Source organism: Mesorhizobium sp. B2-5-7, from assembly GCF_006440875.1.
Taxonomy (GTDB): Bacteria; Pseudomonadota; Alphaproteobacteria; order Rhizobiales; family Rhizobiaceae; genus Mesorhizobium; species Mesorhizobium australicum.
Genome location: NZ_VFUO01000008.1, coordinates 17,472 through 39,409 on the forward strand (window position 1 = coordinate 17,472; position 21,938 = coordinate 39,409).

The 21,938-nt window shown below is 57.1% G+C and carries 19 protein-coding genes; 16 read left to right on the plus strand and 3 right to left on the minus strand.

Going from position 1 to position 21,938, the window contains the following annotated elements:
• Window positions 1–107: 107 nt before the first annotated feature.
• The 13 genes from FJ543_RS27930 (at window position 108) to FJ543_RS27990 (ending at window position 14,819) form a co-directional block, all read left to right on the plus strand.
• Window positions 108–698, plus strand: a complete 591-nt coding sequence (locus FJ543_RS27930; protein WP_140878416.1) for a biotin transporter BioY — start codon at window positions 108–110, stop codon at window positions 696–698.
• A gap of 97 nt (window positions 699–795) precedes the next feature.
• Complete coding sequence (locus FJ543_RS27935) at window positions 796–1,821, plus strand: NAD-dependent epimerase (protein WP_140878418.1); 1,026 nt, start codon at window positions 796–798, stop codon at window positions 1,819–1,821.
• 154 nt (window positions 1,822–1,975) lie between these two features.
• Entirely contained in the window at window positions 1,976–2,731 is a 756-nt protein-coding gene (locus FJ543_RS27940) for a class I SAM-dependent methyltransferase (protein WP_140878555.1), read from the plus strand.
• 246 nt (window positions 2,732–2,977) lie between these two features.
• Window positions 2,978–3,859, plus strand: a complete 882-nt coding sequence (gene rfbA / locus FJ543_RS27945) for a glucose-1-phosphate thymidylyltransferase RfbA (RefSeq protein WP_140878420.1) — start codon at window positions 2,978–2,980, stop codon at window positions 3,857–3,859.
• A complete protein-coding gene (gene rfbC, locus FJ543_RS27950; RefSeq protein ID WP_140878422.1) occupies window positions 3,860–4,414 on the plus strand; it encodes a dTDP-4-dehydrorhamnose 3,5-epimerase in 555 nt (184 codons plus the stop codon).
• A gap of 25 nt (window positions 4,415–4,439) precedes the next feature.
• Window positions 4,440–5,510, plus strand: coding sequence for a dTDP-glucose 4,6-dehydratase (gene rfbB, locus FJ543_RS27955; RefSeq protein ID WP_140878424.1), 1,071 nt, complete (start codon window positions 4,440–4,442; stop codon window positions 5,508–5,510).
• Entirely contained in the window at window positions 5,507–6,415 is a 909-nt protein-coding gene (rfbD, locus tag FJ543_RS27960) for a dTDP-4-dehydrorhamnose reductase (RefSeq protein ID WP_140878426.1), read from the plus strand. Before rfbB ends, rfbD begins: the two co-directional genes overlap by 4 nt.
• A gap of 25 nt (window positions 6,416–6,440) precedes the next feature.
• Window positions 6,441–7,568, plus strand: a complete 1,128-nt coding sequence (locus FJ543_RS27965) for a DegT/DnrJ/EryC1/StrS family aminotransferase (RefSeq protein ID WP_140878428.1) — start codon at window positions 6,441–6,443, stop codon at window positions 7,566–7,568.
• Window positions 7,565–8,068 carry a GNAT family N-acetyltransferase gene (locus tag FJ543_RS27970; RefSeq protein ID WP_140878430.1) on the plus strand — a complete coding sequence of 168 codons (504 nt, stop codon included), beginning with the start codon at window positions 7,565–7,567 and terminating at the stop codon, window positions 8,066–8,068. The genes FJ543_RS27965 and FJ543_RS27970 overlap by 4 nt, the downstream gene beginning before the upstream one ends.
• A 64-nt stretch (window positions 8,069–8,132) precedes the next feature.
• A complete protein-coding gene (locus FJ543_RS27975) occupies window positions 8,133–9,296 on the plus strand; it encodes a glycosyltransferase family 1 protein (protein WP_246678891.1) in 1,164 nt (387 codons plus the stop codon).
• 249 nt (window positions 9,297–9,545) lie between these two features.
• Window positions 9,546–10,310: an ABC transporter permease gene (locus tag FJ543_RS27980; RefSeq protein ID WP_246678892.1), complete on the plus strand. Its 765-nt coding sequence runs from the start codon at window positions 9,546–9,548 to the stop codon at window positions 10,308–10,310.
• Entirely contained in the window at window positions 10,307–11,047 is a 741-nt protein-coding gene (locus tag FJ543_RS27985) for an ABC transporter ATP-binding protein (protein WP_140878434.1), read from the plus strand. Before FJ543_RS27980 ends, FJ543_RS27985 begins: the two co-directional genes overlap by 4 nt.
• Before the next feature lie 58 nt (window positions 11,048–11,105).
• Window positions 11,106–14,819 (plus strand): glycosyltransferase, encoded by a 3,714-nt coding sequence (locus tag FJ543_RS27990; RefSeq protein ID WP_140878436.1) that lies wholly within the window; start codon window positions 11,106–11,108, stop codon window positions 14,817–14,819.
• 106 nt (window positions 14,820–14,925) lie between these two features.
• Here FJ543_RS27990 and FJ543_RS27995 read toward each other — a convergent pair whose 3' ends face one another.
• Entirely contained in the window at window positions 14,926–15,552 is a 627-nt protein-coding gene (locus FJ543_RS27995; RefSeq protein ID WP_140878438.1) for a class I SAM-dependent methyltransferase, read from the minus strand.
• Between the two features lie 363 nt (window positions 15,553–15,915).
• Here FJ543_RS27995 and FJ543_RS28000 point away from each other — a divergent pair, with 363 nt between their 5' ends.
• From FJ543_RS28000 to FJ543_RS28010, 3 genes are all read left to right on the plus strand, one after another.
• Entirely contained in the window at window positions 15,916–17,904 is a 1,989-nt protein-coding gene (locus FJ543_RS28000; protein ID WP_181174100.1) for a nucleoside-diphosphate sugar epimerase/dehydratase, read from the plus strand.
• A gap of 59 nt (window positions 17,905–17,963) precedes the next feature.
• The gene (locus FJ543_RS28005) at window positions 17,964–18,896 is read left to right on the plus strand and encodes a glycosyltransferase family 2 protein (protein WP_140878440.1); all 933 of its coding nucleotides are present in this window, start codon (window positions 17,964–17,966) and stop codon (window positions 18,894–18,896) included.
• 114 nt (window positions 18,897–19,010) lie between these two features.
• Entirely contained in the window at window positions 19,011–19,550 is a 540-nt protein-coding gene (locus FJ543_RS28010) for a sugar transferase (protein ID WP_140878442.1), read from the plus strand.
• Between the two features lie 42 nt (window positions 19,551–19,592).
• Here the strand turns inward: FJ543_RS28010 and FJ543_RS28015 are convergent, their stop codons facing one another.
• Complete coding sequence (locus tag FJ543_RS28015; RefSeq protein ID WP_140878444.1) at window positions 19,593–20,540, minus strand: NAD-dependent epimerase/dehydratase family protein; 948 nt, start codon at window positions 20,538–20,540, stop codon at window positions 19,593–19,595.
• A gap of 17 nt (window positions 20,541–20,557) precedes the next feature.
• Window positions 20,558–21,925 carry an O-antigen ligase gene (locus tag FJ543_RS28020; RefSeq protein WP_140878446.1) on the minus strand — a complete coding sequence of 456 codons (1,368 nt, stop codon included), beginning with the start codon at window positions 21,923–21,925 and terminating at the stop codon, window positions 20,558–20,560.
• Between the last annotated feature and the right edge of the window lie 13 nt (window positions 21,926–21,938).

A 21,938-nucleotide genomic window follows, 5' to 3' on the forward strand; every position in this document is an offset into this window, starting at 1 on the left:
TTTGTTCCCGGAACGGCAAAACAGATTGCCGCATAGCACGCAAGCCAATATAGGAAAATGCAAGACCGCGATTTCTGGTTCGCGGCAAGATTGGATTGGGGAAGACCATGACAACCGCAACGACGACACGCCCGCTTGTTTTCCTGGCCTTGCCGCAGGAAGGTGCCTCGCGACTGGCAACGCAGTTTTTGCTGGCGATCGCCGGGACGCTGCTCTTGACGCTTTCGGCCAAGACCAAGGTGATGCTTGGGCCTGTCGACCTCTCGATGCAGACGCTTGCCGTCCTGCTGATCGCCGCCGCCTTCGGCATGCGGCTCGGCGTCGCCACCCTGCTGCTCTACATTGCGGAAGGTGCCATGGGCTTCCCGGTCTTCCAGGGCACGCCGGAAAAAGGCTTCGGCATTGCCTACATGCTCGGCTCGACCGGCGGCTATCTCGCCGGCTTCGTGGTCACGGCGGCGATCGTCGGCTGGGCCGCCGACCGCGGCTGGGACCGTCATCCAATCAAGCTTTTCAACGCCATGCTCGTTGCCGAAGTAGTAATGATGGCGATGGGTTTCGCCTGGCTGGCGCTGCTCATTGGTCCCGAAAAGTCCTGGCAGTTCGGCGTGGTGCCATTCATCGTCGGCGACCTCATCAAGGTTTCGCTCGCAGCCAGCCTCGTGCCGGCCGTCTGGTCGCTGCTGAAGCGCTCGTGATTTTGAGAGCATCGGACCCGAATCACTCCGGGGACGGAGCTTGGCCTGCGATGAACTCGGGCCTGTTCCCCAGTCATGTCACGGACGGGCGCTTCTGATGAAGGTACTGGTCACCGGCGCTGCCGGCTTCATAGGCTATCATGTCGCCAGGCGGCTCCTGGAGCGCGGTGACGAGGTTGTCGGCATCGACAGCATCAACGATTACTACGACCCGCAAATCAAGCAGGCGCGGCTGCGGCTCCTGGACGAGGCGAGCCGCAAGACCAATGCCGGCTATCATTTCATCCATGGCGATCTCGCCGACAGGGGCGTGGTCGACGGCTGCTTTGCCGACCATGCCTTCGACCGGGTGATCCATCTCGCCGCCCAGGCCGGCGTGCGCTACAGCCTGGAAAACCCGCGTGCCTATGTCGAGAGCAACATCATCGCCTACACCAACATGCTCGAGGCCTGCCGCGGCAGCCGTGTCGGGCACCTGACCTATGCCAGCACCTCGAGCGTCTACGGCGCCAACACCGACATGCCGTTTTCCGAGCATCGTCCGGCCGACCATCCACTGCAGTTCTACGCCGCCACCAAGCGTGCCAACGAACTGATGGCGCACAGCTACAGCCACCTGTTCGGCCTGCCGACCACGGGGCTGCGCTTCTTCACCGTGTACGGCCCCTGGGGACGCCCTGACATGGCGCTGTTCCTGTTCACCAGGAGCATCCTGGCCGGTGAGCCGATCAAGCTGTTCAACAACGGCAACCACACGCGCGACTTCACCTATGTCGAGGACATCGCCGAGGGCGTGATCCGTGCCAGCGACAGCCCCGCCGCGGCCAACCCGGCCTGGGATTCCGGCCGTCCGGATCCGGCGACCAGCAGCGCGCCCTGGCGCATCTTCAACATCGGCAACAACAACCCGGTGAAGCTGACCGCCTATGTCGAGGCGCTGGAAAACGCGCTCGGCCGCAAGGCGGTGATCGAGCTGCTGCCGCTGCAGGCCGGCGACGTGCCCGACACTTTCGCCGACACTTCGGCGCTGCAGGCGGCGGTCGGCTATCGCCCCCGCACCTCCGTCACCGAGGGGGTAGGGCGGTTCGTCGAGTGGTACCAGGATTATTTTGGGCGGCGTTGAACGAGCCCTTGACCACGCAGAGGCCGGCTCTCAGTCGAAAAGGAACAGGAACAAAAATATGTGCTAGTCTCCGCAGTCATTAGACGGTGGGGATTGCCAATTGGAAACGGACAAGCTGTTCGCGGGCTCGATTCCGGAAAACTACGACCGCTACATGGTGCCTTTGATATTCGAGCCGTTCGCCGTAGATATCGCGCAACGAGCCGCCGCTCTATCGCCCGGAGCGGTCCTGGAAATCGCCGCGGGCACCGGCGTCGTCACCCGCGCATTGGCGCCAAGATTGTCTCTGGACGCAAGCTATGTTGTGACCGACCTGAACCAGCCGATGCTCGACTACGCTGCCTCGCGACAAACTCCCGATAGCCGCATTGAATGGCGCCAGGCGGATGCGATGGCGCTGCCGTTCGAGGATGCCACCTTCGACCTCGTGTGTTGTCAGTTCGGTGCGATGTTCTTTCCAAACCGCACCTCCGCCTACGAAGAAGCCAGGCGGGTGCTGAAACCGGGAGGACGGTTGTTGTTCAACGTATGGGATCGCATCGAGGAGAATGTGTTCGCGGATGACGTGACCAATGCGCTGGCGCGGATTTTTCCCGATGATCCCCCGCGCTTTCTGGCACGCACGCCGCACGGCTACCACGATAAGGTGCTGATCCGTCGCGATCTGGAGTCAGCGGGTTTTTCCGATGTCGCGATCGAGACGAGAGCCGAACAAAGCCGCGCATCTTCGCCGCGCCTTCCGGCCGTCGCTTATTGTCAGGGCACCATTCTTCGCAACGAAATCGAGGCCAGGGAGGCTGGAAGGCTGGACGCGGCAACCGATTACGCGGCATCCGCCATTGCCGACAGGCATGGCAGTGGCGAAGTTGCCTCTAAAATTCAGGCACATGTAATCATGGCTGTGGGCTAAATGCTGGAACGCCTACGCAAATGGCCGCTGCCGGTCCTCGACAAGGCCGAAAGTGCGATCAGTGGTCATGGCCTCCGCCTTCCCAAGATGGGATCAGGCGGGTTCGGCCGAAGTGGAGGGCGCTGTCGATGGCTGGTATCCAACGTGGCCAATGCGTTTGTTGTGTGCCGCATTGACAAGGCAATGCATGAAACCTAAGCACAGGCACTCAGGGCCGGGGGGCTTTGGCATGTCGAGGAGAGCTTCTTGAAAGGAATTATCCTTGCTGGGGGCAGTGGAACGCGTCTCTATCCACTAACATTAGCAGTCTCTAAGCAAATTCTTCCCATCTACGACAAGCCGATGATCTATTATCCGCTGAGCGTTTTGATGCTCGCGGGAATAAGAGAGATCCTGGTCATTTCGACGCCGCGTGATCTACCGGCTTTCCGTGACTTGCTCGGCGACGGGTCGGACTTCGGGCTGACGCTGTCTTACGCCGGGCAACCTCAGCCCAATGGTCTCGCGGAAGCCTTCATCATCGGCCGCGATTTCATCGGCAAGGACAGCGTGTCGATGATCCTGGGCGACAACATCTATTTTGGCGACGGGCTGTCGCAGCTTTGCCGCGCGGCGGCATCGCGCCAGACAGGCGCTTCGGTGTTCGCCTACCATGTCGAGGATCCCGAACGCTATGGCGTGGTGTCCTTCGACAAGGCGACCGGGACCGCGCTGACGATCGAGGAAAAGCCACAAAGCCCCAAGTCCAACTGGGCCGTCACGGGTCTCTATTTCTACGACAATGACGTCGTCGACATCGCTCCGACCATCCGCCCTTCGACCCGGGGCGAGATCGAGATCACAGCGGTCAACAATGTCTATCTCGAGCGCGGGCAGCTCCATGTTCACCGGCTGGGACGCGGCTATGCCTGGCTCGACACCGGCACGCATGACAGCCTACATGAAGCCTCTTCCTTCGTGCGCACGATCGAACACCGCCAGGGCATCAAGGTCGCCTGTCCGGAGGAAATCGCCTTCGAACAAGGCTGGCTGAGCGCTGACGAGGTGTTGCAGCGTGCAGTTCGCCTGGGAAAGAACGAATACGCCGCCTATCTGCGCCGGCGTGTCGTCGATCTTTCGGAGGGCTAGATGCTGGAGGTGAGATCCCTTGGCATCGACGGGGTGCTGGAAATCGTTCCCAAACGCCATGGCGACGCGCGCGGTTTCTTCATGGAAACCTACAATGCCAAGCGCTTTTCGCAGACCGGCATCGACCTGGTTTTCGTGCAGGACAACCACTCCTATTCCGCCGCCGCGGGCGTGCTGCGCGGGCTCCACTACCAGCTAGCGCCGCGTGCCCAGGACAAGCTGCTGCGGGTGATCCGCGGCAGCATTCTCGATGTCGCGGTCGACATCCGCCGCCCCTCGAAAACCTTCGGAAAATGGGTCGCTCTCGAGGTGTCAGCGCAAAAAGGCAACCAGATCCTGGTGCCGAAGGGCTTCGCGCACGGCTTCGTCACGCTCGTGCCCGACACCGAGGTGCTGTACAAGGTGACCGACACCTATTCGCCCGAGCATGACCGGTCGATCCGTTTTGACGATCCTGCCATCGGCATCGAATGGCCGTCGCTGGCCGGCGGCTTCCAGCTTTCGGACAAGGATCTCAAGGCGCCGCTGCTCGACGTCGCCGAGGTATTCGCCTGATGGGTATTTGCGTGAGGACTGCAGTATGAATTTTCTGGTGACGGGCGGTGCCGGCTTCATCGGCTCGGCGGTATGCAGGCATTTGTGCGCCAACCCGGCCTACCGGGTGACCAATCTCGACAAGCTGACCTATGCGGGCAATCTGGCCTCGCTGCGGCCGATCGAGAACGCCCATAATTACAGCTTCGCCGAGGCCGACATCTGTGACGAGAGGGCGGTGCTCGACCTTCTGCGCCGGCACGATATCGACATCGTCATGAACCTGGCCGCCGAGAGCCATGTCGACCGCTCGATCGACGGACCGGGCGCCTTCATCGAGACCAACATCGTCGGCACCTACAAGATCCTCAACGCTGCGCTGGAATACTGGCGTGGCCTGTCCGACGACAGGAAAAGCCGCTTCCGCTTCCATCACGTCTCCACCGACGAGGTGTTCGGCGACCTGCCTTTCGACGGCGGCATGTTCGTCGAGGAGACGCCCTACGCGCCGTCCTCGCCCTATTCCGCCTCGAAGGCGGCCTCGGACCATCTGGTGCGCGCCTGGCACGAGACCTACGGGCTGCCGGTCGTGCTTTCCAACTGTTCGAACAATTACGGCCCCTATCATTTTCCCGAGAAGCTGATCCCGCTCGTCATCCTCAACGCGCTCGACGAAAAGCCGCTGCCGGTCTATGGCGCCGGCGCCAATGTGCGCGACTGGCTGTTCGTCGAGGATCACGCGCGTGCCCTGGAGCTAGTCGCCACGAAAGGGCAACCGGGCGAGAGCTACAATGTCGGCGGCAATTCGGAACGCACCAATCTTGCCGTCGTCGAGACTATCTGCGACCTGCTCGACACCAGGCGTCCGCGCGCCGGCGGCAGGCGCTATCGCGAGCTGATCTCCTTCGTCACCGACCGTCCCGGCCACGACCGCCGCTACGCCATCGACGCTACCAAGATAAGCCGCGACCTCGGCTGGACGCCCAGGGAGAATTTCGACAGCGGCCTTGCCAGGACCGTGGACTGGTTCCTCGACAACGAATGGTGGTGGGGACCGATCCGCGAACAGCGCTATGCCGGCGAAAGACTGGGCGAAGCCCGCAAGGTGGGCGCGTGAGGCTCCTCGTCACCGGACGCGACGGCCAGGTCGCTGCGAGCCTGCTCGCGGCCGGCCAGGCGCGCGCGGGCGTGGAGGTCGTCGCCATCGGCCGCCCGGAGCTTGACCTGGCACGGCCCGACACCATCATCGAGGTCATCGCGGCGGCCAAGCCCGATATCGTCGTATCCGCTGCCGCCTATACCGCCGTCGACCAGGCCGAGGAGGAGCCCGATCTGGCCTTTGCGGTGAACGCGACCGGTGCCGGCAAGGTGGCGGAGGCCGCGGCGCGGCTGGGCGTGCCGGTCATCCATCTTTCGACCGACTATGTCTTCGACGGAACCAAGGCCGATGCCTATATCGAAACCGACCCGACGGCGCCACGCAACACCTACGGGGCCTCCAAGCTTGCCGGCGAGCAGGCGGCGGCCGCCGCCAATCCGCGTCATCTGATCCTGCGCACCGCATGGGCATACAGCCCGTTCGGCCGGAATTTCGTCAAGACGATGCTGAAGCTTGCCGTCGACAGGGACGAGATCGCCGTAGTGGCTGACCAGTGGGGAAATCCCACTTCAGCGCTTGATATTGCTGACGCAATCTTGCATGCGGCAGCGATGCTGCATCCCAGAACGGGCTTCTCGTCTTTCGGTGTGTACCATTTGGTGGGAACAGGCGAGACCAATTGGAGTGGTTTTGCCCGTCATATCCTGGACACAAGCCTGAAGGTTGGTGGCCCTTGGGCGCGGATACGGGACATTGCTACAGTAGACTATCCGACCAAGGCGCGCCGCCCTGCCAATTCAAGGTTGTCCACGGCGAAGTTCACCGCGACCTGTGGTTGGACGGCGCCCGAATGGCAGCAATCGACAAAAGAAATCGTGTCTCGTCTCCTGAACGGTCAGACGGGGCACGCCAGCAACGTGTGAACCGCCAGCGTCACGGAGAGTCTTCATGAGCGTCCAATTATTCGTACCGAGTTTCCGCATCGAAGAATGTCTTGCGGAAATCCGTGAGTGCCTGGAAAAAGGGTGGACGGGGCTAGGCTTCAAGACAGCCGAATTTGAGACGGCCTGGAAGAACTATACGGGTCTCTCGCACGCCCATTTTCTGAATTCCAATACGGTTGGACTTCATCTCGCTTTCCAGTTGTTCAAGTCCAAATATGAATGGGATGATGACAGTGAAGTCATCACTACGCCGTTGACATTCGTGTCGACAAATCATGCCATTCTGTATGCTGGCCTCAAGCCGGTATTCGCCGATGTTGACGAGTCTCTCTGCCTTGATCCGCAAAGTGTACTCGAGCGGATCACCGACAAAACAAAAGCGCTGATATTCGTCGGCATGGGAGGTAACGTTGGCCAATATCGGAAGGTATTGGAGATTTGCCGCGCGCGCGACATCAAGCTGGTGCTCGACGCTGCTCACATGTCAGGCACCCGCGTCGACGGCAGGCACATTGGAGGTGACGCCGATGTATCGGTGTTCAGTTTCCAGGCAGTCAAAAATCTTCCAACCGCCGATTCCGGAATGATTTGCTTCAAGGAAGCGGAGGACGATGAGCGCGTCCGCAAACTCACCTGGTTGGGCATCAACAAGGATACCTATGCCCGCACCGCCTCCCAGGGGGCTTACAAATGGATGTATGACGTCGAGGAGGTCGGGCATAAGTATCACGGCAACTCGATCATGGCGGCGATTGCCATTGTCCAGTTGAAATATCTCGATATCGACAATTCCTTTCGGCGCCAGCTCGCCACCTGGTACCGGCAGCATCTGGATGGGCACAACCATGTCAGCGTCGTGCCGACGGCGCGAGGCTGTGAGTCAGCCCAGCACCTTCTACAGATACGGGTCCACAACCGCGACAATCTGATGCTTGCCCTCAATGAGCACGGCATCTATCCCGGAGTTCACTATCGCGACAATACGGATTATCGGATGTACGCCTTTGCGGCAGGCACGTGTCCGAGGGCGTCGGCGGCAAGCAAAGAGATCATCTCGCTGCCGCTACATCTTCGCATGAGCAAAGCGGACGTGGATCTGGTTTCGGAACTGGTTCTCAGATACGCCCAATGAAACCGCAGATCGCCCCTTTTGGAGACGGCACCATTGTCATGAGGCTCGTAGAGGAGCGGGATCTCAAGACAATCCTCGACTGGCGCAACCGAGACGACGCACGTGTCTGGTTCAAGACATCGGACCGGCTCGCGTTTGACCAGCATCTGGCGTGGTACAAGAGCTACTTCGAAAGGGACGATGACCTCTTCTTCCTGGTCGAAGCTGGCGGACAGCCTGTCGGCCAGTGTGCCATTTACAACATTAATCAGAACGCCGGTAGCGCCGAAGTCGGCAGATTTTTGGTCGCCCCGGAGATGGCCGGCAAGGGCTACATCAGTCGCTCGTGTGCGCAGATCGTCCGCTTCGGCACGCAATTTCTGAAACTCCCCTATCTCTTCCTTGAAGTCATGGAGCAAAACACCAGGGCCATTCGCCTTTACACCAGTAAGGGGTTTGTTGAAGAGACCCGCTCTAGCGGCTTGATCCGCATGGGCTTTGACCGGGATAGAGCGTCATGACCCCGAGGTGCAACTTAGCGCCGATGTGTCTGTCGCTTAACCAAGCCGTCTTGTGAGTTCTGCATTGGCTCGTATCTTGATGATTATAGAGGCCAGAATCGCCACCACCTATTTGGTTGAGCAACTTATGGAGGCGTGCCGAGAGTACGGCGTGGACCACAAAACTAAATTCTTGAACGAACTTCAGGTCCACGATATTACGCCGGGCGTCATTCCTATGTTTGTACGGTGTGCGGACCCGCATGTTCTGTTGTGGGCTCAATTACTAGTCGATGCCAATAGGCCATATATATACTATATTGATGATAATTTCTGGCGAATTATCGGAGATAATCCTCTGGCAGCCTATTATCAGCACCCGATGGTACGAAGGTCGCTTGAGTTTGCTGTCTCCCACGCCGAAACCGTCATTGTGAACTCGCTCGAATTGGCGAAATTCATATCAAATTTCAATACCCGCGTGACAGTGCTCCCAGCGTCCTTCGATTTTTCACTTATTGAGAGCGTGTCTCCGTCTTCGACCGATGAAATCCGTATCGGCTTTGCGGGAAGTCCGTCACGTGTCGATGATCTGAACTTGGTGTCACCCCTCATTCGTCCGATCCTGGAGAGATTCCCAGAGACGGTATTCGAGTTTGCAGGTGTTCTTCCAACGGGAGTTCAAACTGGAGCAAGAGTTCGCTTCTTCCCGCATATCAATGACTACAATGCCTATATAAAATTCCAAGCTTCGAGAAGTTGGGCGATAGGGTTGGCGCCGCTGCTCGACCACGAGGCAAACCGCGGCAAGACGGACAACAAATATCGCGAATATGGCGCGTTTCGTATCGCTGGAATTTATTCAAATATTACTCCATACAATAATGTTGTAAGAAACCTAGAAACCGGAATTATTGTCGACGATGACGTAGGGTCTTGGATAAAAGCAATATCATCGTTGATTGAATCGCCAAAAAAAAGGATAGAAATAAGAAATAATGCTTTCGAAGATGTTAAATGTAGATATGATATTAGGGTAGTATCGTATCAGTGGGCAAACCTATTTTTGGAATTTAGTAAATCTAATGATTGGAAAATAGAAGATTTTAATAGCAGACGTATCGAGTGGAAACTTTTCTGCCGAAAAGTGCAAAGACGTCTGGTTCATCTTGAGATAACTTACGAGGAGGGTGGAGTGAGGCTTGTATTTAGACGTATCTTAAAAAGAATACTCATGAGAACAGGGTAGTTGTCTTTTGGTGCTCGCCTCGCTCTTGACAGACGACGTAGCTGCATAAATGTGTAGCCGGTCTGATGGGCTGGACGTGAACTCGTCGTTTGCGTCGCAAAGTTTCTCGCCAAGCGGAGGCCGAAGAGCGCTGCCGCTTGGCCTTGCAATTGCCCGCTACGGCGGTGACTCAAATGACCTGACAACCCGGTGCGCCTCATGAAGCATAGCTATTCAAGTGTAGACAAGAGCAGGCTGCTTCGAGATGCCATGCGTTCCCTTCTGCTGCATCGCGTCTGGTTTTTCATCGGCATGCAAGATGTCAAGCGGCGCTACCGCCGATCCTTTATTGGCCCGCTATGGATCCTTCTCAACTTAGGCATGTACGTCGGCGCCATAGGTTTCGTCTACGGGGTTATGTTTGGGCAGGACCTGAGGTCTTTCCTTCCATATCTGATGCTGGGTTTTGTTGTCTGGGGCTTGATTTCCGCGTCTGTGGTTGATGCTGGTACCGTTTTCATCAACGCCGAAGGTTATATAAAGCAGTTTTCATACCCTAAGCAGATATATATATTAAGGGCACTCGTTAGCACCAGCATGAATTTCGCAATGGGTTTGCTGGCGTTGGCGTCGGTACAATTGGCGCTCGGTACTTTAGACATTTATGGATGGATTTTGTCTATTCCTGGCATAGCAATGTTGTATCTAGCGTTACTTGGACAAACGACTGTTTTTTCCTACCTAGGGGTTGTGTTTCGTGACCTAACGCATGCATTAGTTGGTGTTCTGCAGATCGTATTTTATTTAACTCCAATCGTTTTCCCGGTTAGTGTGCTCAACGCGCATGGCCTAGAGTTAATCTATTTGGCTAATCCTTTATATCATCTGATAGAAATTGTTCGGTATCCAATTTTAAACGGTAGCCTCGCGCCAACCTATACGTATGAATTTGCAGGCGGCTATATTTTGGTCCTCTATTGCATTGCGTGGTACGTGGCGTCGCGATTGGACAAAAAAGTGGTGTTTCTCCTTTGACCCAGAATTTCATACGGCTACAAAACGTCGGCGTGCGTTTTACCGGAGATATGAATAGCGATGGCCTGATGGGCTGGCTCACACGGAGGCGCAATGGGAAGATGGTTTCCGGCGCCTACGCTGTCGATGCTTTGAAGGGCGTGTCAACTGTCATCACGCAGGGAGAGCGCGTAGGACTCATCGGGCTCAATGGGGCTGGCAAGAGCACTCTTCTAAAGGTCATGGCGGGTATTTATATGCCCACCAGCGGGGTGGCGGAAACGGAGGGTCATATTTGCCCGATGTTTGAGTTCGCAACGGGTTTCGAGATGCATCAGAGCGGCCGCGACAATATCCGGATTCGCGGACTGTTGCTCGGCATGACGCCCGATGAGATCGAGACGAAGCTCCCGGAGATTGAGGATTTTACGGAGCTTGGCGAATTCCTATCCTACCCGGTTCGGACATATTCTGCAGGCATGTTTATTCGCCTGGCGTTCGCAGTTTCGACAAGCATAAATCCTGAAATATTGCTGATAGATGAAGTAATGGGTGCCGGAGACATTAGATTCGCAAACAAAGCAAAAAAGAGAATGTTTGAGTTTATGGAGCAAGGGAAGATTCTAGTATTTTCATCTCATAATTTTGATTTAATAAAGAGTTTTTGCTCTAGGACAATATGGCTTGACAGGGGCGGCGTTGTTATGGATGGCGGAACTGAAGAGGTGATCAACAGTTATGAAATGTCGCAGGGGTGATCAGTGACCGCAGCCAAGGAGCGATGCCTGGTGTCTACAACGAGGAGGCGGAGGTAATATGAAGTTCGGCGATTGTGGCCACGATCTCTCCATAAGGCGCAGTGACAAAGGACGATCTGTGCCGAAGGTGACAGTGATCCTTCCTACTTTCGCGCGTGCTCACGGTCCTTTGCAGCGTTCGATTGAGAGCGTCCTTTCGCAGAGTTACGGGGATTTCGAGCTGATCATAGTGGATGACGGCTCGCGCGATGGAACGGCAGATATATTAACCGAGTACCAGGTTGCCGATTCTCGGATCGCTATTCATTCATATAAGTACAACAGCGGGCTTCCGGCCATGCGCGTGAACCAAGCTGCGCTTCGCGGTCGCGGTCAATACATCGCTTATCAATTCGATGATGATCTTTGGACTGAGGATAGCTTAAAGGTGCGTATGGCATGGCTTGAGCGGCAATCCGTGCCCAGCGTTGTCTATGGGAGCTGCGACGCTTATCGGATCACAGATGAAGGCGAAATCTTTCAGCGCGTATTGGGCCAAGATTTCAACTACGGTCTACTCCTTCATAACAATTACATTGCAAACAACTCGGTAATACATCATGGGGCTCTTTTCGAGAGACATGGCATGTATGACCCTCATTTGGCAGCTAGACGATATTCAGATTACGACCTTTGGCTGCGTTTCGGAAGGACTGCTCCCTTCCAATGGGTGGATGCGACCTGTTCTATCGTTCGCGGCAACATGGAGAACTCGCTTGGACGGGATGTTCAGGCAAATTTCACCCGAACGTCGAAATATCTTCAGCTTGCCCGAGATAATCAGTTGAAGCCTTCCAACATTGATCAATACGACTTGATCGCGGCCGAGCATTGGGTCAATCGTTTTTCACAAGAAGAAATCAAATCATATTATAGAGATGAGGCACTACCTTTTGTCGCCAAGTTCAATGATTACTGCGCCGGGGAAGAGCTGAGCACAGTGGCGGCTGGTGCTATGGATCATCGTAAAATACTGGTATTGAAGCCAGATTACAGTACCTCTGTTGATGTCGCGATTAGGAATTTTGAAAAACTTGAGAATCAGAGGGGGTTTACCAGTACCTTTGTAAGAGAAAAGGATATTCCGTCTTTCGACGTGTCCGGCATCGACGTGGCAATTCTATATCGTACTATAGGTCCAGCAGAAAGCCTATTGGCTCAAAAACCTGCAGGAGTTCCTTGCGCCTATCTGATGGATGACAATATGCTCCACTTCTATGAAGTGGGGCCGGAACATTCTTCGATCGCGCCAGGCACGCCAGCATACCGCAGTATAGTTGCGCAGATATCGCGAGCTGATGCTGTGATTGGATACAGTGACGAGATTATCGAAGATTTTAGAAATTACAACAGTCATACAATCCGCCTTCAAACAAATATTCAGAACAGGTATGTAAGACGCCGAGATTATCGCCGAACAGGAAGAGTAAGAATTGCAATTTTTAGCAATAATTTTCGTAGGGTTATTATAAAGAAGATATGGCCAGGATTGCAGTATATAGCGTCTAAGTATAAGAACGAGGTTGAATTTCATTTCTGGGGCATCGATCCGAAAGATTTCTCTCCCCTAGAGTGCGATGTCTATTTTAAGCCCTTTACCCATTCCTACAGTAGCTATCTTGCGGATCTAACCAGCACATATTTCGATATTTCGCTCACGCCTCTTGAGGGCAAGACGCGCGCAGAGCAAAGTAAGAGTCCTGTCAAATTGTTGGAGTCCGTCGCTGCCGGCGCGGTTAGCGTGATGAGTGACGTTGCGCCCTATAGCCGGTTGCCAGATTCACTCGTTGTTAAAGTGAAAAATAATCCTAAGGAGTGGGCAGAATCGATTGAAGATATGTTGGAACTCAAGACAGAACAGCGCGAAGAGCTATTGGAAGGGGCGCGAGTATACGTAGAGGAGGTATTTACTACAGAGGCACAGTATTACGACTTTTTCGGCGCTCTTGGCGCAACGCAGCTTCATGCGCATTTGAAAGGCAAGGCAATTTTATTCGCTTTCCATGAAGCAGCCCTGGGAGGGGCAACGCTTCATTTGCTAAGACATGCTGCCTTGGTGTCCTCATTTGGGTTTAGGGTTGTGGGCTTAGTTCAGGAGAGCGACAGATATGGCCCGGAGCTTGCCCGTCTCTGGCGCGAAGCAACCAAGAATTCCCCGCTGTTGCAGGAGAGTTGGGAGCACGGGATGGACAGCTTCGACTGGTCCAAAGTAAGGCCACGGCGTCCGACAGATATGGATGCTGCCCAACGCATTGGAAGGACGGTAGTCGAGCACGATATAGGTCTTCTTCATTTTGCCACCTGGCAACCGCCTATGATGGCGCTTGGATTGGAGCTGGATGTTCCGGTGGTTGCCAGTGTTCATCAGTATTATGAGGGAGCTAATACGAGAGCTTTCGCACACGCAATTCATTGCTCTTCAACAACGCATGGAGAAAAGTGGAGAAAGGCGTCTGGGGTATCTGTACGCCGCATCGTCTGTCCCGTCGGCGACGCTTATTTCTCGCTCTTCTTGCCACGGAAGGGTCGGAACTTCGCCGTACAACGTTCACTTCAGATAGTTGTATCGGGGACGCTGCAGCCCCGCAAAAACCAGCTTGCTGCCATAAAGGCTGCGCTACTTCTTCACAAAGCTGGGTATGACGTCACAGTCCATGTGATTGGTTACGACGACCTTCACTCTGACTACGCGCAAGAATGCCGCGACTACGTAGCAAAACAACGCCTTGACGATCGTGTCATTTTCCACGGGTTCGTTTCCGACCCAGAGCGCTTTTACGCGTTCTGCGACGTTCTACTCATTTCCGCCTTGGATGAATCCATGCCGCAAACGATGCTTCAAGCCATGGCGTCTGGCGTCGCTGTGGTGTCGCCGAGTGTTGGTGGTGTGTCTGAGGTGATTAAACATCGCTACAACGGGCTGATAGCCAAGGATAACTCCCCCGAAGAACTGGCAAATGCCGTGAAGGAATTTTTGGGGTACTCAGTCGAGCGGCGAGCGGAGATGTTGCACGGTGCGCACCAGACGATAAGTATTCTAGGGCGGTCAAGCTATGTTCGTGCCGAGTTGATGGACCTTTACGGGAGCGCTTTCAGGGCGTGGGTATCCGAGAAGTCGATTGACCCGGTCAGCGACCTATCCATAGCTCGATCTAACATGCTCTCCGACCGAACCGAGCCCGTTGTAGCGTCCACAATAGCTAGGCTTCATTCGGAGGTAGAAGCTCAGCATTTCTCGCGACCGCTCAGGCTAGCGCGCGCTGTTAAGTGGCGATCAAGCAAGATGTGGGACGTTATATCGCCCGTTTTCAGTCCACTTGATTTGTTCAGCCGCCAGTACTTCGGCAGAGCAAGACGCGACGAACTGCGTCTGAGTGAGAATCTCTCGGATATCCCCTACAGGGAATATACCATCCATTTTGCGCTCTCGTCCCTGTCATCTGTCCACCTTGGCATTGAGCCGCTCGTCCGAGCGTCGGCAGGTCTTATTGGCATCGAGATCGTCTCAAGCGAAGGCCAGATATTGGCGTCCGCAACGCGCTCCGTTATTGATATTGAATCGGGCCTCCCTACAAAATTCTCGTTGGCCAATCCTGTGTATGATCTCCACGAGGGATGGTTGCTCAGAGTGTTCGTGCGTGGAACTGACGTGCCGGTCACCATTTATGAGGTGGTGCGGCCAGCGGTTCTCTATGGCGGGTTAAAGCGCTTTCCGTTCGCCAAGTTTGAGTAGCCGTCGTGCGTTAATGATGCCTGTGCATACTCGGCAACGGGACTGGAACGTACGCTTAGGTGCGAACGAGGACACTGCGGCGAATCGGCTAAATCGTTTAGAATTGTCAGGGAAAGCGCGTGACTATGTAAGCTAGTCCCCCGGAGCGAAGGTTCGTGGACTCAATTTTGGCCAGACTCGTCGGCCCCACGGTGTGAAGTGTCTTCCGAATAAAGCTGTCTGAATATCGTTGGTGTAAAAATTGAACGCCACCGATAATTTCGTAATTCTCTTCGATGTCTATACCCTCGCTGAGCCAAGTGGTAAAAACGCATGTTTTCCGTGTGACACGAAGCAATTCGGCTACGAATTTTTCTATCTGGGGGATGTGGCCAAGGACCTCAAAGCACAAGACTACGTCGAACTCTTGATCTTCAAAGGTTAGTTCATAGCCGTCTCCAAAATGAAAATTGCCTTGTGGAAAATTTCTTTTCGCGATCTCCAGCATTCTCCACGATGAGTCGACGCCAGTATAGTTGGTATCTTCCGGTAAACGTCCGGCGAGTTTCTCGTAAATGAGGCCGGTTCCGCAGCCAACTTCCAGGAGGGATGTTGCGAAAGGCGGCACAACATGGCGCACGACAATATCGACTAGCTCTTGGCGATGAGCATCTTCGGTCGGCGAATTCTGCCATATGGTCTGGATTTCATCCGCGATTCCAGCTACGTTCCAGTTGTCCCAATCTCGGCCCATGGATCTCCTTCCTCTGATTCAAGTGGTTGGTCGACGGTATCTGCACTAGGTGTCTACGGCAATTTGGAAATTTCCAGGCCTGTTTCCAACTACGCAGACGGGCGTCGTTGGATCCAGCTGCCCTGCTGCGACAAGCGAAGTTGTCTAACGCAGGAGTGCCCACTTTGGTGCGGATTTGAACGCCGAAGTAGTATTCACTCACTCGTTGCCAAAAATCTCTAGCTATGCCTCGCACCGCGCAGTATGCGATACAGGACGGCGGGGGCCGCGGATGGCATTTGGCAGAGACTGGTCGCGAATGATTCTCGTGCTCAGACACTTTGCTGGCGGTCATGCCGACAGCCTGGAGTTTAGTACTGCCTAATGAATACTTCCCTGGAAGCTGTGTTCGGGCTCAGGCCACAGATTCGGCGCGCCTTCATCATGGTCCAGGACGTGGTCATGGTCCTGGTCGCCGTGGCGCTCAGCCTTGTCCTGTCGCGGTCGGATCTTTCCTTTGGGGGGCTCTCCACGGAGGGCCTTGTCACCTGGGCCGGCATCGTGGTCATCAGCCATCTGCTGTTCAGATATTGCGGCCTCTACACCACGGTCTGGCGCTTCGCCTCGACGCCTGATTTCTTCAACATCCTGAAGAGCTGCGCGATCCTGACATTCGTCCTCTACGCCGTTTCGCTGGTCGTGCGTTCCTTCCAGCCTGTCGCGGGGCTCAACGAGCGCCAGTTCATCGTCTTCCTGCTCGTCTCCTTCACCATCATCTCGGCGCCCCGGCTGTTCTACCGCTTCCTGCGTGACGGCGCGAGCTGGGGTGTCCTCAGCGGCAAGGCCGACACGGCGCGCACCAAGCAGGCCCTGTTCGTCGGCCGGCTCGGCGAGGCCGACCTGATCATTCGTTTCACGCGCACGGCGCAACCTCCCGACCATACAATAGCGGGCATCATGGCCACCGAGCATGGCGCACCGCTCGGCACGCGCATCCAAGGGGTCCCGGTGGTGGCGACCCGGCCGCGCTTGATCGATGTCCTGGAGGATTATGCGAGCGGCACCAAAAGCCTCGATCTGCTGATCTTCGGCAGCGGCGCCGAGCATGAGATCGAGGAATATTCGGAGCTGGTCCGCGTCGCGCGTCACGCCGACATAGCGGTCGTGCAGTTCGCCGGCCTTTCGCAGCTGGGCCAGGAGGGAAAGCTCGTTCTCGATGCCGTCGAGATGGAAACGATCCTGCGCCGTCCGACTGTGCCATCCGACATCGAGCGCATTGGCGCCTTCGTAGGCGGCAAGCGCGTCCTCGTCACGGGAGGCGCCGGCTCCATCGGGCGAATGCTGGTCAAGCGGTCGCTGGAGCTTGGAGCCGAGGCCGTGCTGGTCGCCGACAATTCCGAATTCGGCATCTTCCAGTTGAGCCAGTATATCGACGAGAAGCATCATGATCGCCTCAAGGTCCGCATCGTCGATGTCGCGGACCGGCGCCAGATGACGCGCGTCGTCACGGAGTTCAAACCCGACATCATCTTCCATGCCGCGGCCTTGAAGCATGTCCCGCTGCTGGAGGAGAATTGGGAATCCGCCATCCAGACCAATGTCTTCGGCACGCTTGTCTGCGCCGAGGTCGCCGCCAAATGCGGCGTGGCGCAATTCGTCATGGTCTCGAGCGACAAGGCCGTCGATCCGACATCCGTGCTCGGCATGACCAAGCGGACCGCCGAACAGATCGTCAGCGCGCTGCACGGGACACCGGCCGGCGAACCGGGCGGCCGCCGCGCCGCCACCAAGTTCATCGCGGTGCGCTTCGGCAACGTCTTCGGCAGCAATGGCTCGGTGGCGACCATATTCCAGGCGCAGATCGAGGCCGGCGGGCCGGTCACCATTACCGACCGGCGCATGACGCGCTATTTCATGACCGTCGCCGAGGCCGTCGATCTCGTCATCATGTCGGCGGCCGATGCCGCCTCGCGGCCGTCCGGCCAGGACTACGCAGTCTACATGCTCGACATGGGCAAGCCCGTGCCGATCGTCGAAGTGGCCGAGACGATGATCCGGATGGCGGGAAAAAACCCCTATACGGATATTCCAATCCGCTTCACGGGCATCCGCCCGGGCGAAAAGCTCCACGAGACGCTGCACGGCGAGGACGAGGAACTGGTCGAGCTCAGCATTGCCAAGATCTTCGGCCTGAGCACCGATGTCGCACTGTGGTCGGATGTCCAGGCAGCACTTGCGGCGCTGCAGCAATCCATGAAGGCCCAGGACAAGGCAGCCTCGCTCACCATCCTGGCCGATCTCGACCGCGCGACGAAGACAAGGGCGAACGCGCGGCAGGGCGCGGTCCCGAAAACGGCCGGGCAGGCGAGCTAAAGCAATTCCAGGAAAAGTGCGCAGCGGTTTTTCCTCGCGCGGCAAGGCGTTTGACATCAGTGGGTAAGACAGATCTGCGCATTGCGGTCCTGATGGGCACGAAGGATGGCGCCGCCTTTATCGACGAGCAGGTGCAGTCGCTGCTCGCGCAGTCCCATCCTCTGATCGACCTTTGGATATCCGACGACGGCTCCGTCGATGGCACGGTTGCCGTCATCGACGCCTGGAAGCCCCGCTGGACAAAAGGTCGGATAAATCTGGTGGAGGGGCCGCGGCAAGGCTTTGCCGCCAATTTCCGGTCGATGATCCTGGACCCGAGCATCGACGCGGATTGTTACGCCTTCTGCGATCAGGACGATGTCTGGGAGCCCGACAGGCTTGAAATCGCCCTTGGCTGGATGCAGGCATTTGATGCTGACATTCCGCTGATGTTCTGCTCGCGAACCGCGACCATGACCGAAACCGGACGCCTGGTCGGCCATTCGCCGCTGTTTAGCCGTCCGCCGTCGTTCCGCAATGCGCTGGTGCAGAGTATCGCCGGCGGCAACACCATGCTGCTCAACCACGCGGCGCGCGATCTGTTGGCCAAGGCCTCCGCGCGCACCGGTTTCGTCAGTCACGATTGGTGGGCCTATCTGATCGTCACCGGTGCCGGCGGGGTCGTCCGCTACGATCCGCGGCCATTGGTACGCTACCGCCAGCATGCGGCAAATCTGGTCGGCGCCAATGCATCGTGGCAGGCGCGGATCTCCCGGCTGGGTCGCCTGTTCAAGGGCCAGTTCGCGGACTGGACCGATCTCAATCTTGCCGGCCTTGCCGTCAATCGCGATCTCCTTACGAAGGATGCGGTGGCGTGCCTCGACCTGTTCGCGAACGGTCGGCGAGGTTCCCTTTTCCAACGCCTGGGCGCCCTGCGCAAAAGCGGCGTCTATCGACAGACTTTCGCCGGCACCCTTGGGCTCTATCTCGCCTTTGTCCTGGGTCGTATCTGAAATCGCGGACCGCGCGCGCTTGGTTAGGAAGGCGACCTCATGCTACGCCGGCCGGATTGACGGGCATCGCTCGCGGTCATCGCGTAGAGCCTGGCAGGGAGCCCTATCGGCCACATGAAGACAGCCAAGAAAATCTTCGATCTCGCCGGTGCGGCTGTGCTGCTGGTGGCAACCTCTCCCATTCTATTGCTGGCCATTGTTGCCGTCCGAGTATCCTCCCCCGGTCCGGTGATTTTTTCACAAACGCGGATTGGCCGCGAAGGTGTGCTTTTTCGCTGCCACAAGTTGCGGACGATGTACCAGGGAACGCCATCCTTGCCCTCGCATGAAACCCCGGTGAGCGCCGTGACATCGGTTGGAAGGGGCTTGCGGAAATTCAAGCTCGACGAGTTGCCGCAGCTCTGGAATGTCCTGCGCGGCGAAATGAGCCTGGTCGGGCCGCGTCCTTGCCTGCCGACCCAGACGGAACTGATCGAATGCCGCAGCCGGCTGGGCGTTTTGCAGGCTTTGCCCGGGATGACAGGCTTGGCCCAGATCAGGGGCATCGACATGTCGAACCCGCAACTTCTGGCCGAAACCGATGCCACCTATCTCAGGAGCGCGTCGTTCTGGCTCGACCTTCGGATCCTGTTTGGAACACTTTATCGCGGCTGAGCAGCCCCGCTCCAGAAGCGGAAACCTGTCTTTGGGCCGGGATCAAACAGGACGTCGGGGGTTTCGGAGCCGCGCGATCTCGGTCAGACGCTCCAGCGTGTTGGTTTCCGGCGCCCAGCCTTCCGAGGCAAGCAGCGAAGGGTCGCATATCTGCGTCGCCGTCAGGCTGTCCCAGAACATCCGCTTGCCAAGCAGTGTGGCGACCGTCCGCATTGGTCCAGCTGGCACGGTCATCAGGCGCGTCGGCCTCCGCAAGCCGCGGCGAAAGGCACCGATGACGGCAGCGACGGACACCGGCGGCTCGTCGCTGGCGAGATAGATCGGACGAAGTGGCTCGGAATGGCAAAGCAGATGCCACACCGCCCGTGCCGCGGATTGCGATGACAGCAGCGAACGGTTCGCCGTCAATGCGCCCGTTGGCATCGGCAGAGCCGTATCGGCGAGCCGCATCAGCGTCGCCAGGTTTCCTTTCATGCCGATCCCGTAGACTGGAGGCAGCCGCAATATGGCCGCGTCGGCACGGCCATTCGAGGCATAGGCGCCCAACACGGCAATTTCTGCTTCGCGTTTCGAGCGCCCGTAGGCGTCTTGTGGATCGGGGATCGTGTTTTCGTCGATCGTTGCGCTGGCACGCGCGCCGATCACGGCCCGGATCGAGGAAAGATGAATGAACCGTCCGCTTGCCTGCGTGGCGGCGGCATGCGCCAGGCGTGCGCTCAATTGCGCATTGGCTGCCCGAAAATCAGCTTCGGCGGCATTGCCCTGATCATTGTTCAGACCCGCGCTATGGACGACATCCGTAACATCCCTGGTCAGCGCCAGGAAAGCCTCGGCAGGTGCATCGTACCCCGGCATCTGCATCGTGTCGGGCCCGGCATCAAGTCTCTCCGGCTGACGGGAGGCAAGGCGAAGTTCGACACCGGCCTCACGAAACCGATGGACCACCTGGCGGCCGATGAAACCCGTCGCGCCCGTAACCAGGACCTTCATTGTCTTGCCCGGACCGGCTATCGGGCGGCTGGCGGAGGCGCCAGGTCTGATGGAATGGCTTCCGTCACCAGTGGAACGGCTTGGCTTTTCGGTGGTGACATCGCCTGGGCTCCCACCCTTGGTGGAGGGGCCTGCCTTTCCACCAACGCGGCCTGGCGCCCGCAGGCAAGATATGTTCCCGACACCAGGAAGACCATAAAGACCGAGTCCAGAATGTCATGGCCGATCAGAATGCCCGTCATGCCGGCAGTCAGATAGGTGATCACGACGGCGACGATCATGGTGGCGCCGAACCGTTCGATCGGATCGGTGCTGTCGCGAAGGACCAGGGCTGCATTTCTGACGGCAGCCACAAAGATCGCCGCCAGCGTCACCGCACCCAGGATTCCCGCTTGCACCAAGGCGGTCAGGAAGCCGTTGTGGAAATGACTGAAACCTGCATCCATCCCGAACTGATCCTGAAAGCCCTGCTTGATCAAGAGCCGGGTGGCACCCACCCCATGTCCAAACAATGGCATCTCATGAAATGCCTTCAGGCCGATATCCCAAAGCGCGACACGTAGTCCCAAAGCAGTCGTGTGGTCACCATGGGCCGCCAGCGCATCCCAGTCGGAGTGCAGAAATGCGACGCGCCCCGCTATCGTCTGGAACCCGAAAAACGCGATAGCGACCGCAATCGCGGCCAGCAGCAAAAGCACGCGAACGGCATCTCTCCCTCTTAGCTTCTGCTGGTTGATCAACAGAACGGCGACACCGGCAATCAGCAGTGCCAGCCAGACGATGCGCGTACCGGAGTAGATGATGGCGATCGTTCCGCCGAGTGCGGCGCAGGCGAGGGCGATCCTGTATTTCTCTATACCCGATAGGGCAGCGGCCACGCAGATCACCACTGCAAGACAGAGGACCTCAGCAAAAACGATCGCATTCCCCGCCCCGCCCTCGGCGCGCATGCCAAGTCGATATTGCTGATAAACCGCCAGCAGCAGCGCTCCGAAACAAGCCGCCATGCTGGCCAGCACAATGATGCGGACGAGCGTTGTTTTTTGCGTAGTGCTCCAGGTCGAATAGGAAATGGGAAAAAACAGAAAGGTGATCAGCGGGACAAGATGCCGTGCGTCCTTGACGATCGCGTGGTTGACGATGGACGCCAGGACATTGCTTGCGCAATAGGCGTAGATCGCGATCGTTAGCGCCATCATCGCCCGGTCGACATTGAAGTGCCTTCTCTTCAAGACGATTAACAGGACGGACCATAGTCCGCCGCCATTGAACACGAAGCTGACCGCCGATCCCAGGACCGGGGGAGAAAAGAAGCAGAGAATGGAGAAGTAGACATTGATACGCGAAGGCGTGATTTGCTGTCTTATGAATGAAAGCCGGTTCAATTTTCGGACCCGC